This window comes from Paenibacillus sp. J31R34 (genome assembly GCF_059383715.1).
In genome coordinates, this window is sequence record NZ_JBXENU010000006.1 from 16,889 (window position 1) to 32,275 (window position 15,387).

8 protein-coding genes are annotated in these 15,387 nt (G+C 46.1%); all 8 read right to left on the bottom strand.

The window, feature by feature from the left end; all coding sequences use genetic code 11:
• Window positions 1-63 precede the first annotated feature (63 nt).
• The gene (locus tag AC50YG_RS17305) at window positions 64-2,844 is read right to left on the bottom strand and encodes an S-layer homology domain-containing protein (RefSeq protein WP_494828206.1); all 2,781 of its coding nucleotides are present in this window, start codon (window positions 2,842-2,844) and stop codon (window positions 64-66) included.
• 537 nt (window positions 2,845-3,381) lie between these two features.
• On the bottom strand, window positions 3,382-7,074 hold the full coding sequence (locus AC50YG_RS17310) for an S-layer homology domain-containing protein (RefSeq protein ID WP_494828207.1): 3,693 nt from the start codon (window positions 7,072-7,074) through the stop codon (window positions 3,382-3,384).
• Between the two features lie 359 nt (window positions 7,075-7,433).
• Window positions 7,434-8,576, bottom strand: coding sequence for a glycosyltransferase family 4 protein (locus AC50YG_RS17315; protein WP_494828208.1), 1,143 nt, complete (start codon window positions 8,574-8,576; stop codon window positions 7,434-7,436).
• 103 nt (window positions 8,577-8,679) lie between these two features.
• Window positions 8,680-9,441 (bottom strand): WecB/TagA/CpsF family glycosyltransferase, encoded by a 762-nt coding sequence (locus AC50YG_RS17320; protein ID WP_494828209.1) that lies wholly within the window; start codon window positions 9,439-9,441, stop codon window positions 8,680-8,682.
• A 7-nt stretch (window positions 9,442-9,448) separates the two neighbouring features.
• Window positions 9,449-10,651 carry a polysaccharide pyruvyl transferase CsaB gene (gene csaB / locus AC50YG_RS17325; protein ID WP_494828210.1) on the bottom strand — a complete coding sequence of 401 codons (1,203 nt, stop codon included), beginning with the start codon at window positions 10,649-10,651 and terminating at the stop codon, window positions 9,449-9,451.
• On the bottom strand, window positions 10,615-12,765 hold the full coding sequence (locus tag AC50YG_RS17330) for a DUF5693 family protein (protein ID WP_494828211.1): 2,151 nt from the start codon (window positions 12,763-12,765) through the stop codon (window positions 10,615-10,617). The genes csaB and AC50YG_RS17330 overlap by 37 nt, the downstream gene beginning before the upstream one ends.
• Window positions 12,766-12,852: 87 nt before the next feature.
• The gene (locus AC50YG_RS17335) at window positions 12,853-14,562 is read right to left on the bottom strand and encodes a phospho-sugar mutase (RefSeq protein WP_494828212.1); all 1,710 of its coding nucleotides are present in this window, start codon (window positions 14,560-14,562) and stop codon (window positions 12,853-12,855) included.
• Between the two features lie 141 nt (window positions 14,563-14,703).
• Window positions 14,704-15,135: a 3-hydroxyacyl-ACP dehydratase FabZ gene (gene fabZ, locus AC50YG_RS17340; protein ID WP_430160351.1), complete on the bottom strand. Its 432-nt coding sequence runs from the start codon at window positions 15,133-15,135 to the stop codon at window positions 14,704-14,706.
• Between the last annotated feature and the right edge of the window lie 252 nt (window positions 15,136-15,387).

A 15,387-nucleotide genomic window follows, 5' to 3' on the forward strand; every position in this document is an offset into this window, starting at 1 on the left:
AGTGTGAACGCAAAAAAAGAAACCGATGAGATATCTCATCGGTTTCCTTGAGCTAAACTGAAATTACTTCAGTTTAACAAGAACGATTGCTTTAGCAAGTGTGTACGATCCATAAGTATCGTCACCTACTACTGCAAGAGCATATTTGCTAAGGTCTGTTTCACCAGCATAAGCTGTTACATCAGCAAAGATACCATCTGTAGTCACAGTGTTGTTAGTTTTGTCAAACACGTAAATCGCTGTTGTGCTGTTTACATAGTACTTAGTATCAATACCAACCAGTTTCAATGTGGAATCTGAAAGGCTAGTACCCTCTGCTTGGATGTGATTATTAGCAGCGAACACTTGCAATGTGTCATAACCAGTGCTTGCTTCTTTATAATCAGCAGGAGCAGTAGCATAACCAGCATCACCAGACTTCAAGAACGTATCTGTCAAAGCAATAAGAGTTCTGGAATCAGCATGGTATACCGAACCAGCTACAGAAGGATTAGTCGCTTTAATTTGGTCGAAGATTTTTTTACCTTCGGAACCAGTAAGTGCATGAGTTTCAACAGTGCCTTTAACGTTGATAGCTACTGAGTAATCATCACCATTCTGAGAAGCACTTACGAACAAGCCGTATTTAGCTTCTTTTGCAGAAGATGCAGATTTCTGAGTAATAACAACGTATTTAGCAAATGCCGAAGGACCATCTGTGATTACAGTTACTTTGTTACCTTTAGTTAGGTTAGCCAAAGTGCTAGTGGAAATCTCACGCTTGTCAGGTGCTTTACCAACAGCTTTAGTTGCGTCAAGAACTACAGTGTTAGCGTTGACTTCGTAAGTTTTTGTACGTCCATCCTCGATGATTTTCAACGATGTGTCTGTTTTAGCATCGATCTCCGCACTAATTGTCAACGGAGTAGGTTTAAGTTGATCGTTTTTAACACCATTGATGCTGTTGTCAGTATTTTTCAATACCCACTCAACAAAGATAGGTGCAGCTACGATATCAAAAGCAACTGGAAGGTTTGTATTTTCAACATCGTCACCAGTTTTAATAGTAGTAACTGCATTACCACGAGCGTCACCTGGAGTAGTAAAAGTCGCTTTGTTCAAAGATACTTGAAGTTCTTTATTTTCTTTGATCGAGTAGTATTCCAAAACGTCTTTAGTAGAAGCGAAAGCACCGCCGGAATCAACGTTGTTGTCAGCGTTCAGAACGATAGCATACTTCAGTTCCGATGTACCACCAGTCAACAATTCAGCGCCAGCCACTTTACCGTCTTTGTTCAAGAACAGTTTGTACGAAGCATCTACTGTCAGAGCTTTATTACCAGTAAGAGCGCCAGTAACCACTGTGTAAGTTTTACCGTCTACAGTGTAAACAGCAGTACCATCAGCTTGAGTGCTCTTAGCTGTTACTTTACCTTCAACAACATTACGAGTTGCAGTGATCTTAACTGCTGCTCTATCTTTGTTGTACACAATGTCAAGAACATCGTTTTTCACAAGATCAGTTGCAGCTTTAGCTTCACCATTAATAGTGATAGAAGTTGCACCGTCAACCGTTACAGAAACGTTCGATTGAGTCAGAACACGGGCTTTAGCAGTTGTTGTAGCAGCTACATAAGAGTCGAACAATGCATCAGCTGCATTAGCTTTCGAAACAACTACTGCACGTACTTTACCAACACGGTTAGGAATTGCTTCTCTGTTTTCTTTTGTATTGTCATACAAGAATACAGAAACATCAGAATCCTTTTTCAATGGGAAATCGGAAGCAACAGCAGAATCACTGTTCAGGTAGTATACAGATCCACCAACAGTTTCATACTTAGTTACCGCCGTACCTACTTTAACTTCAACTTGCGGAGCATTGCTGAAATCTACGTTCAATTTACCAGTAACAACGTTATCTTCTTTTTGGTTATCAGTGATAGCACGAACTTTACCATCAGCATCAGCCAGAACAGTAACGTTATGAGCCAATAGATCAGACAGTTTTTTACCACCAGTGATAATGAAGTTAGAAGAAAGTGTTTTTGGAACACCATTCAAAACTAATTTACCGTTAGTGTCAAGAACTGCAGAAGAAACCACTTGATTGGAAGTTGTTCCCAGACGAGAGATCAAGATAAGCGCATTGCCATCCCGGTCTGTAGCATTGGTGTATAGTTTGGAATCAGCTCTCCATTCTACAATGTTCTCACCAAGAGCGTTGCTAACTTGTTGAGCAACAACGCCACGAGTAGCTGAAGTACCAAGAGCAAGATCAACTTTTTTGAAGATCCCTACTTCTTCAGCTTTCAAAGTAACATTGTAAGGCCATGCACCAGTCAGGTTAGAATCTTGGTATCCCAGAGCACGGATAACGATTGCAGCAACTTCTTCGAACTTGATGTTAGCGTTCGGACGGAAGTTTTTAGTACCTTTGTCACCAAGCAGCAAGCCTTTGCCAGCAGCTACGTTGATGTAACCAGTGTACCATTCGTTAGTTTTAACATCTTTAAATTGCGATTTAACGTTTTGCAGAGCAGTAGCAGCTTGCTCGCTACCTGTTGCAATAACGATAATTTTAGCAAGCTCAGCACGAGTAATGTTGTTGCCAGGCTTAAAAGTACCGTCAGTATAACCATTGATAATTCCAAGAGCTACAAGCTCCTCAATTGCACTTTGTTCTTTCACGCCTGCTACGTCAGTTGGAGTTGCAGCAAATGCTGGAACTGTTACGGCCATAGCAAGGGAGAGAGATAGCACGGATGCCAATAAACTTTTCTTCATAACCTTTTTTTCTCCTCCTCTAAATTGCTTCGGTTGTTGAGAGTTTTCTTTAGAAAATGAATTGCTCGTTTCCCTCATGTGTGTGTCACCCCCTTCCCAGAGTTGAGCAGTATTAAGTATAAATAATGTCTGTCGCCATGTTTAACCCTATGTAATAACATGTCGCAGAAACTCGTAAACACGCAGAAAATTGCTAGACCCTTATACCACTATAACATTATACAATGGCATACCCTTATCGTAAAGAGAAAGTTGAGAATTCATTCCAACTAACTCTGATATTAGGCAAGTCTAAAGAGTGGTTTTTTTGCCGATTGATGTAACAACACTTAATTAGACGCACAGGTCTCAGAAAAGTTGCGCTCACCTTAAAAATAATTATAAAAAAGTTTTACCCTCGCTATGTAGCTTCGAAACAACTGCATGCGATCTTCAAGAAAACGCTCGCTCTAGTTCTGAATGCACTTCTATGTTTTATTACTTGTTCAGTATAGCTTGGCTGGCTGCCTTACGTCGATGCAAAAGATTTTCCATGGATAATCTTACTCATTATTGATGATATAGAAAGGCTAGCTCATGGACAGCCAGCCTTTCTATACCGATATAGACCAATTCTTATAGTAGCTTGTTCTTCCGCATTACACGTTCTGCGATAATCGAAGCATCCGCACGATTAAGATTAGCTTTCGGATCAAAACGAAACGTAGCTTTTCCTGTGCCTGAAGTTGTATTAGGCAAGCCTTCCAGGAACTTAGCCTTCACAACTGCAAGGACGGAGCTTAATGCATAGCCATCCATCGAGCCTGCATCGGTGAATGCCTTCTGGAGCGCTGCACGATCCTTCGTCTGATCATCCTTGCCGTCCTTGAGCAGATTAGCTGCGCGAGCAATCATCACTGCTGCTTCTTCACGCGTCAATGCTTCATTAGGAAGGAATTGTCTCGGACCTTTACCTCTGATAATACCTTTGCGAACTGCTGTTTCAATGTAACGATAGTCCCAAAGTTCGCTAAGCCCCAAAATAGGAACAACGTCATCGAATGTCATATCATTTGGATTGTAGTCTAAAGGAATCTGAAACATTTTTACGAGTAGCTGCGCAAATTCACCCCGACTAATATTGTCATACACACCAAATTCATTGTTGCTCTTAGGATTCATAACACCACGAGCAAACATTAACTCCAACGAATTACGAGCATAAGCATGGCCGATCATATCACTGTAGCTATAGCGCATCTGCATGACTACATAGTAACCGAATCCGTTGATCGGAACTGTAATCGACTTACTTCCCGTATTCACTTTGCCGCCGATATTCGTCCATTTGTTATCATAATAACGCCATACGCTTAGTGTATTAGCTACCGTATTCCTGATTTGGGAATCATATTTAATCGTTAGCGTTCCGTAGTTAGTTGTTTCCAACCATTTATCTATCGTTCTATTATAAAATTCAGTACCGCTCGAGTAAGGATTCTGGCCCTGTGTAAACGTGTAATCTGTAATTAAATTGCCATTTACGTACCCAGCATCCAGCCAGAACAAGTTGGAAGCAAAGCCAAAATGAGAATTTGCGCGGAGTCTCGCAGCCGCGTTGTCATTACTAGGTATCTGCTCTATTACCCCATCCCTGGCAACACTTGTATTTCCATTTGGAGTTGTAACCGTTCTATACTGTCCCACAGGATTGTAGAACTTCAAAGTTCTTCCGTCTGTACGATCGGCAATTCCAAACAAAATTTGCTGGGAGTCAAACATATCAATTGTTGTAATATCACTACCTGGTGTCTGATTTGCCGGACGTAAAAATGTATTCTTCGGAAAGTTAAGTACCAATTCATTCTTAAAAGCACTGGCCTTTCCCGCCTTGGTAATCATCGTTTTATACTGTGCCCCAATAGAGTTGTCAGCAGCGTAATTGACAGAGAATTCACCATTGAGTTTTTCGCTGCCTCTATGAACCGTAAACTTGATTTTATTTGTCCCTGCTTTAAGGCCAGTTTGCTCATAACGAAAAATATCGTCCGCTGCATTTTTTGTCATATCAGCCTTACCAACAACTACCCGATCAGCGCCTTCGGCAAGGATACTGATATTTATAAAGTTCTGATTAATAACAGATTCTTCAGGAAGCTTGGGAGAAAGCAATTCATATGCCGGCAGCTCCCTAGTAATGGTAATCGTCTGACTAACGCTTTCTGAACCAACCTGCGAGATAACAGTAATACTCATTGAACCGGTAGTAGGCAGTGTTAACCCATACAAACGAAGAGCATAGGCGCGTGAGCCTATATTGGTCGCAGACTCAAAATAGAGTTTATTCGTATCAATTGTCATGACTCCACTCGAATCATTAACTGAAGCAGTTGTATATGGCTTTCCATCAACATTAATAATGAGATTCGCCAGATTTGTGACACTAAATAACAAGTCGACTTCTTTTACTGTTGTCGTGTAAGAATTAGCTGTTGTTCCTGCAATAAATCTTTTATCCGTGTCAGAATCATAACGCGTTCCTGAAGGATTTGTTACAGGACTAGAAGTAAAGGGTACTGGTATTATTTTCGTTACCTGCGGACGCTTGTCCGAGAAACGATAGATAGTTATCGTCGTTGCAACCGCAACTCCATTCGCTCGACCAGCTAATTCAATAACATTGCTTCCATATACCAAGCTATTTGCGGTCAGAGGAATTGAAAACTCCCCTGTACTATCTGTGACATAGTTAGGGTCTAATCTTGTTGTTACACCATTAAGCGTATAAGTCAAACTGGACTTATCTGCTGGCAGCTTAAAGTTCAAAAGCTTACCTTTCAATGCAAGCAACAATCCGTCGTCATAATATATAGCCCCATTGAATGTATTTGAAATCTGAATGGAAGAGATCGGATTATAGGTAAATGACCGTGTTACCGTATCATTCCCATAAGTATTGGATACTGTGAATGTCAACTCAATGTTTCCCTGCGGCAGAGCATTAATTTTATAGATCCTCTGCTTGGAGTCTGACGATCTGTAAATAGTATAATCGAATACTGAACTGCTTGCAGCGACACCGTTCACTTTTGCTGTAAGGGTTGCCGTACCTCCAGCCGTCAAATCAAATTTACCTGTATTCACCTGAAGCCATAATGGCAGTTGACTAACCGCGCCGTTATCAACAAAAGTTGTTTGTGCTCCAGTAGTTACGGGACCATCAGTAGCCGGGCTTACAGGAGTTATCTCATAAAGCTGCTTTATGTCAGTAATATATGGTGTATCATCATTCCTTACTGTAAACGGCATTGGGAAGTTTGCCGTAAGACCATTATACGGAGTACTTTTCACATAAAGAGTGTACTTTCCATTTGTCCCTGTACTAAGTGTAGGTGTAGTAGCGGATTGGAACGAGAACTGCGTATAGTCCGAACTCGTTGTTTCTTTTGTAACCGTCGTTGTAAGGGTCGTCTGCAGTACGCCCGACTCATTATACAACTCTAACGTTACAGTTGGATCAGCCAGTATCGTTGTTGGCGTTTTGAACAATAGCTTACCGCTAATTGTATTTCCTGTAAATGGAGCAATAACAGGGTTACCGTCAAGCAATGTATTAGAAGGAGACGCAATCACACTGTACGGAGTAGCCATACTTGCAGGGAAGTAGACTACTTGTCGCTCGAGCGTAAAGCTCTTATCACCATTTCTTGAAACGATCTTAAGGTAATTCAAACCAGCATCCAAATTAAGTGAAGACATAACAAATGTACCTGCACCACCATTAAACATAGCTACACCGTTAATCAATACATCCGTTGCATTGCTAGCTTTTACAGTAAAAGATGTATTGGCATTCGTCACAATAACAGGCTGCCCCTCTAAAAGAGCAGTTCCATTAGCCAGTTGAACACTGGTAATAACCGGAACATTTCCGTACGTAACGTAGCTTGATCCTTCTACGACGCTACCATTTGTACCTGTGCTTACTCCCATAACCGTAATTCTATTCAGTCCTTCATAAAGCTGTACACCTGCAAACAAGAAGGTATTGCCTACAATGGACGGAGTTAGTGAGCCATTAGAAGAAGCTACAACTGACCCATTGACCAAGCGTTCAACTTTGAAGGTAATAGAGTTAGCGGATACATCTGCAAAAGAACCGCGTAGATTAACCGTATTTGTATTTACGATAGTCGGGCTTCCTTCCAGCGTACTAAAGTCAGTAAATTGGAAATAGATTGACGCAGCCTTCGCCGGTTGGAGCGGAGCCAACGTTACAATCAAGGCAATTGATAAAAATAAGCTTAGCATTTGTTTCCACTTTCTCATCGCACTGGTTCCTCCTTATATGCATTGCTTTTGAATAAACACCCTAATGACCAGTACTTATTCTTCATAAAAATAGTTTATGAACATGCTGTATAGACAAACGTTGAGATCACACAGAAGAGCTATCGTCCTCTATTCTATAAACTTTCCTCCTTCTCCCTCTTGAGTGAATGTTTGTCAATGTCTGTTACAATTAGACGCAAAGACCCAAGAAAAGTTCCGTACTGTAGTTATCGGTTATTACAGCCTATATTTTTAGTCTATTTGGGAAAGTTACGCAAAAAAGCTCCACAGCCTTTGCAAAGGATGTGGAGCTTCAACATAAAATCCTATAATAAAATAATAGCGGGAATCCTAAATTATTTCGAACGCGATTGCGCATCTACCTTTGTCCGCAGCAGCAGCCGATTAAAGAAGTTAATAACCGGGCGGCGCGTTTTGTCAACGATCCCAATAAGCTCGGCGCCAATTTGCAGGCCAAACATCAGCAAGCAAATAACGGAGAACGTGACCCAATTGGCTGCGGTCGATTGTATGACGGTAGACTGCAAAATCGCAAAACCTCCGAATATCGCTGCCACGCCCCAAATAATCAGAACCGTACGACGATGGCTAAAGCCAAGCTCCTGCAAGCAATGATGCAAGTGCCCTTTATCCGGTGCGAAAATCGGCCGCTTGTTCACCCAGCGGCGAACGATTGCAAAAAATGTATCCGAAAGCGGAACACCGATAATCAGCAATGGAGTAACGAACGAAACAATTGTAACCTGCTTAAAGCCAATCATGGACAACGTAGCCAGGCTGAATCCAAGGAACAGCGAGCCCGAATCGCCCATAAAGATTTTCGCAGGATGGAAGTTGAAAAATAAAAATCCGACAATGCCGCCGAGCAGCAGGCTGCTGAGCAGAATAATAGGGATATTGCCCATTACAATCGCCATGATCAAAATGGTAGAGATCGCAATACCGGAAACACCAGCCGCGAGCCCATCCAAACCATCGATTAAATTAATCGCATTGGTTACGCCGACAATCCAGAGAATGGTAATCGGAACAGCGATCCAGCCAGCAATCGGCTGCATAGCCTCACCGAACGGAATGTTAACTAGATCGATTTTGATACCAAAGCCAAATACGACAACGCTTGCCGCGACGAGCTGGCCCAGCAGCTTCACTTTGGCAGACAGCTCAAACCGATCATCCAAAGCGCCAATCAAAATAATAATCGTGCCGCCTACAAGCAGCGCTTTAATCATATTCATATTTGCATCTGTCAGCATTCCATCAGGAATGAACGGGAACAGCAATAAAAATCCTGCAACAAATGCAGCATAAATTGCCAAACCACCCATGCGTGGCATAATGCGGGTATGAACCTTCCGATGATTCGGCTTATCAATCGCACCGACGAAAAAAGCGAATTTTTTAACAAGCGGTGTCATGACTAGCGCTAACGTCAGAGCAAGAATAAAACCAATCGAATACAATAAGCCTTCTGGCATGTAATGCAGCTCCCCTTTTGTGTCTACCGAAGTGAATTATACTCCGATCGAAAAAGAAACTCCAATCCCGTTTTCATTCAATTTCAACGGTTTTCACGAGTTTTCACGATAATGGCCCAGGTTTTGTTACGTTTTCTTTGTCGCGCATCACTTTCACAACGAATTTCGGCAAAACGAGCATTCTTGGCAGCCTTTTTGGCTCCTGAAGCAAACGGTAAAACCACTCTAAACGCAGCTTTTGAAAAATCATCGGCGCACGCTTCAGCTTTCCTGCAATAATATCGAAGCTGCCTCCAATGCCCATTATATATGGGACGCCAAGTTGTTGCTTATATTTCGCAATCCAAGGCTCCTGCGTCTCTGCTCCTCTAGCAACGAGCAATATGTGCGGCGCAGCCTGGCGAATCTCCTCCACAACCCCCTGATCCTGATCGGGACCAAAAAATCCGTTGCGATATCCCACGATTCGCACCTGCGGATATTGAAGCTGCAGCTTTTCGGCTGCTGCTTCAATAACCTCTTGAGATGTTCCGAGCAGGTAAGCCGTCCATTTGCGCTGTTCGCCTTCACGCATTAAACGATGCATCAGGTCAAAGCCAGCAACTCGCTCGGCAACAGGCGTGCCCACATAATTAGCCGCCCATACTACACCTGCGCCGTCAGGTACAATAAGCTCTGCCTTCGTCATCATCCGGTAGTAATCAGCACTCTCCAGAGCAGACATCACCATAATCGGATTAGCTGTAATGACATGCGTTTGACGCTTCTCCTCAATTGCTTTCACTAAATAGCTGACCGTCTCATCCATTGTCATTTTAGAGAAGGGTATGCCGTAAATAGATACGGTTGGAACATGGTTCGACAAACGAATATCACCTCGATATGGGATGGAGCAGCAGCTTCATAATTTGTTCAGCAGGCTGCTGCGCTTGTTGCTTCAACTTCGAAATAGCTTCCTGATGCGATCTGCGCCAGCTGTCGCCGTTCTCCAGCATCCGCTCCGCCTCATCGGCGAAAGCTTCTGCGTCAAGCAGCTCCGTTGAGCCAATAGGCTGCAAATGGATTCTTTTCAGAAATTGATCGATTTTGGGATCATAGGATAAACCAAGCATGGGCACCATCTGGTTTGCCGCATAAATTAATGCATGCAGCCGCATTCCGAATAATATATCGCAATGGCTCACCTCCAGCAGCATTTGCTGCGGGTCGTCGCCCGGCGACGCCAGCTCAGCGATGCTTCCGCTGGCGAGCTGCCCTTGCAGCCGTTCCATGACCTGCTTCGAGCTTTGCACATCATCTGGGGTATGGAACGGTAGAAACCGCAGCCGTACCTGGCGGCGGCGCGTCAGCGCGATTAGCGCATCGGCGGCGCGCGCAAGATCCGCGCCGTCTTCGCGCCAGCGGCGCAGGGACACGCCGACGACCGGCATAGCTCCGCTGCCGGCCTGCGCGGTCCCCGCACCGCTAGGCGCAGCAGCCGCAGCGGTTGCCTCGCCGCCTGGCGCCCCGGCCGCCGCTGCGCCTAGCGGCAGCGGCAAGCCCATAACCGGATCGGGTACAACCTCGATCCGGTCATGCGGCACTCCCATCCGCCCAAGCAAAGCGGCGGATTGGTCGTCCCGCACTGAAACATAAGTGCTCCGCCGCATAACATGGCGGATCATCGGGTCCATCCACCGGCGGTTCACCGGCCCGATGCCCTGCGAATAAATGAATGTCGGCTTGCCCAGCAATTGGGCAAGCTTCACGATTCCGGTGTAATACGGAATCGTCTTCGTGCCTGTGGCATCCTGCAGCAGGCTTCCGCCGCCGCTGATCAGCCCGTCGCAGCTGCGCAGCGCGCCCCACACGTCAGCGGGGCGCATCCGATGTACGGCCTCTACGCCGTACATCGCCTTCGTCCAAGCCGGATCGGCCGACAGCACGACCGGCTGCACCTCAAGCCCATACGCCTTGCTCTGCTCGGCAAGCGCCAGCAAAATCGAACGCAGCACAGCTTCGTCGCCACTATTACTAAAGCCGTAGTAGCCAGAAATCGCTATTCGGCGAATATGCGTTTGAGGGCCGGCGACCATTTAGACCAGACTCCTTCCAGAAGCTGCCACACTCCGATGAGAATAAATCCGACCGCCGCACCCAGGCCAAGGCCAAGGAATACGCGGATGATGGAAATATGCAGCGGCGTATGGATATGCGCAAATGTGTCGACCATCGAAAGCTGGCCAATGGAGCCAATAATAACGAACAGCCAGGCAGCGCGGTAACGCAGCGCGGCGAACAACCCCACCAGCAGCAGTGGATGTGCCAGCAAAAACTCTTTATTTCGCGGACGGACGCCAAACGTGCCTTCCAGCCATTCGCGGAAAGGACGCTCAAAGGGCAGCGTCTGTCCCTCATTACCTGTACGTGATAAATAATACATACCCGCAGCTACAACAATTAAACCAACGACAACCATTAGCACGTTAATCGGCGTAGACAGCATTTTGCGAATGCGGGCGATTGGAGCATGTCCTGTGTAAAACACAACATAGATCGCAACAAGCCCAATCGGCGCGAGATGCAGCAGGCTTACTCCGCGGAATTGTTGAAGCACAAGCATATACGTAATATTGTTCAGCAAGCCGAATACATAAGGGACTGCAATAAGCGACATGAGCGCTACTACAATAAACCAACTGAAAGCAAGTCCCAGACGGCGGCGCGCCGGCAAGCCTTCGAATACCCACTTGCCGCCAGCATCACCGGTGCTGCTCAGCGGAATAACAACGCCTTTTCCTTTATCTTTGTTGCGGAAAGTCCAATCCGCTCCGCCAACAAAGCGCTGGTTTCCTTCGGTTCTGGAATAGATTCGGTTCATGACCCAAATGAGCGCAAGTGTTGGCGCACTAATTCCGGCTCCAAGCGCAAGCGCCTGCTCCAGCACGGAGCTGCTCAGCACATACAAGCCGCCGCTGCCGAGAATACCGAGCAGGAACACCGCAATAAGCGTGCCTGGCAGAAAAGCATTGATTAATAGTGCAATTAAGGCAATCGCGCCAATAACAACGATTCCCTTCAGCATTTTAACCCATGACGGGTATTCCCGATCAAACGGCTCGGCTGTACCCGGAGCAAATCCGGCATCTGCCAAACGCTGAATCGTGCCTTTGTTTCCATCCTCCCCTTTAAGAGACAGGTAGAGGTTGTCCAGTGGATTAATAACAGCCGATTTTTCCTGGCTTGACGATGGGGCACCATTTAGGAAAAACATCCGAATGTTGCGATCCTTCGCTGCAAGCAGGAAGCGGTCAGCAATATCTTCCGGCTTCATTCTCATCGCATCCGTAGGAGACAACGAATAAAGGCGTACAATATTATAGTCCGTCAGGTAGGCGAGTGTCGTCATACCCGATTGCTCTTTTTTCAAATTCTCGATGGTCGTTACACCGATTTGATATTTGTTAAGCAGCTCGGCGAATGCGCGCAAGCTCTTATCCTCCGCATTATCGGTGTAGCCTTTTACTTTATCGCCATCGAACAAAATCCGTGTAACGCCGTAATTTTTCAACTGAGCAAGAGTCGCCTCTGCTTCTTCCTGTGAATACGGAAGCACCCGGTCAGTCAAACGAGGCAGAACACTGAAGCCTGCTGCTTTAATTCTTTCCAGTGACATCGGATCAAAGCCAAGCGGTTGAAGCAGCGAATTTTGCAGCGGCAGCTCCACCACAAGACCATCGCGTCCATCGAAAGACCAGTCCCGATAAACGACGCCAGCCCGGTCATATGCAGCGCGAACAATCGGTCCAACCTGCTCCTTCTCCGCGCTGCCAGTATACAAAATATAAGTGAAATTTTGCCCCGGCGTCTCCAGCTTGCCTTGAAGCAAGGCTGCATCCTTGGAGTTATAGTAGGTCAATCTGCCCGCCTGCATCAGCTCGCGAAGCGAGCTTTCATAGACGGCCATGGTCGATATGCCGGCTTCTTTCATAAAAATGAGATGCTGCGCTAGAAAATCCTGCGGCTTCGCCGAATATTCCGCAATTTCGATCAAGTCGCGATAATCAAACACATACTCCACTTGCTTAGACGTTGACTCCGTATTCATTCGATTATAACCAATAGGAAGTGCCGCCATCACGCCAATCAGCGTAATGATCCAGAGCCACTGCTTAGCTCTGCGATTCCATTGCAGCCAGTTTTGAAGCACGTAAATCCTCCGTTCATCTATCCTTTTCATTCCGCTTCCTATAGCTCTATTGTCGAGCAGCCGTCCACGGTTGAAGCCAAATATTCCTTATCCGTCTACTCTTGCCATAACCGCCTGACGCAAAGCATTCAGCGCTTCTTCAGCTTGCGAAGTCGATTCACCGCGAACTGCAAAATAAACTTTAATCTTCGGCTCGGTACCCGATGGACGAAGGCAGAACCATGAGCCATCAGCCAGCATATATTTCAGCACGTTTTCCGGGCGGAGACCATCCAGACCGAGCTTATAATCGAGCACCTGCTCTACCTTCACGCCGTTAATATCAACGGGCGGCTGATTGCGCCAGCTGTCCATAATGCCAGCAATTTTTTGCACGCCGTCAAGACCCTTCAGTGTCCGCGACTCCAAACCTTCCAAATAAACGCCATGCTTCTCATACAGCTCAAGCAATACATCATATAGTGTTTTACCTAAGCTTCTATAATATGCTGCTGCTTCACAAATCAGCAAAGCCGCTACGATAGCATCCTTATCCCGTGCGTAAGTTCCAGTCAAATAACCGTAGCTTTCCTCATAGCCGAAAAGGAAGGAGCGCTCGCCAGTTTTTTCATAGCCTGTCATTTTCTCGCCGATATATTTAAAGCCAGTAAGCGTGTTTTCAACAGCTACACCGTAAGAACGAGCAATATCCGCACCCATCTCGCTCGTAACAATGGTTTTAATAACAACGCCATTATCCGGCAATTGTCCGCGCTCCTTGAGCTGGCTGAGCACATAATTCACCATCAAAGCGCCCGATTGATTGCCTGTCAGCACAACATATTCACCGTTATTATTTTTCACAACTGCACCCATACGGTCGGCATCTGGATCAGTTCCGATAATAATATCGGCATTGACCTGCTGCGCCAGCTTGATTGCTAGCGTAAACGCCTCGCGTTCTTCCGGGTTAGGAGATTTTACAGTGCTAAAGTAGCCATCCGGCTGCTCCTGCTCCGCAACAATATGTACATTGCTAAATCCGACTTTTGCAAGCACCTCGCGAACGGGCATATTGCCTGTTCCATGAAGCGGAGTGAATACTACGCTGAACTGCTCGCCAACACCACTGCGGATAAGCTCCACATTCAGGCTTTGCGCGACCACCGTATTAATGTAGGATTCGTCGGCATCCTCGCCCAGCCATACGAGCAAGCCTTGTGCCTCTGCTTCTTCACGGCTCAGACGCTTCACCTGATCAAAGCCCGTTACCTGCTGAATCGAAGCGATAACCTGCTCCGCATCCTCAGGAATGAGCTGGCAGCCGTCAGCACCATACGCCTTATAGCCGTTATATTCAGGCGGATTATGGCTCGCCGTAATGACAATACCACTCGAAGCTTTAAGCGAGCGCACCGCATACGACAGCTGTGGCGTTGCGCGCAGCGATTGGAACAAATACGTTTTCACGCCGTTTGCCGCCAGTACAAGCGCTGAATCGAGCGCAAATTCCGGTGAATAGTTGCGGGAGTCATGAGCGATAACCATTGAAGGAGCCTCGCCCGCAGCATTCCCCAGCAGCCAGTTCGCCAGCCCCTGCGTCGCTTTGCCTACGGTATAAGTATTAAGACGATTCGTACCAGCGCCCATAACGCCGCGCAGACCGCCTGTTCCGAATTCCAGATCACGGTAGAAACGGTCTGTAATCTCCTTCTCATCGCCCGCGATGCCGCGAAGCTCCTCTTTTGTCGCCTCATCAATCAACGGATCGTTTAACCAAGCATTGTAACGCTGGATTGCCGCTTCATTTTGACTCATATAGCTATCTCTCCCTTGTATATAAATGAAACTAGCGTAAACGGCTGTCGCCGCCCTATGGCGGCAAAGCTACCGTTTCGCGTGTGAAATATAAGCCGTTTGATAAAGATCAAACTTATAAATCCTTATACTCTAAAAAATTTAGGCTGGATCCGACAGGGCAAACATAAGCTCGCCTTCAGCAACAACTTGGTCTCCCACTTTCGCAGTAGCTTGTCCTTTGCCGATGCTGCCTTTCAATCTCGTAATGACGACCTCAAGTGTAAGCGTATCGCCAGGCTTCACCTGACCACGGAATCGAAAGCCATCAATGCCTGCAAAAAAGCCTAATTTGCCTTTGTTGACCTCCAGCATGAGCATTGCTACAGTGCCGACTTGAGCCAGCGCTTCAACGATAAGCACGCCAGGCATAACCGGATAACCTGGAAAATGTCCTACAAAATAAGGTTCGTTCATCGTTACATTTTTAAGGCCAACCGCTCTGACACCCGGCTCTACCTCCAAAATACGGTCAATGAGCAGAAATGGCGGGCGATGGGGGATAATTTCCTGAATTTGATTAATATCGAGCATGAATAAAGCTCCTTCCTTGTTATCGAGGGTATAAAAAATGCAATTTTTACTGACACTATAGATATCCTTCATGAAGCTGCAGTTTGTGAAGGTTGAGATAGAGGGCTTGGCTGTGCGGACCCGAAGCGTCTGCGGCCAAGCTTCTTTCATTTTGCCGCGAATCCCTCTGGACTCCCTGGCGGCACGCAAGCGAAGAATGGCAAGCATTCTACCCCTTGGCGGGCGCGGCATTAAGGCTCCAAACCATTATAC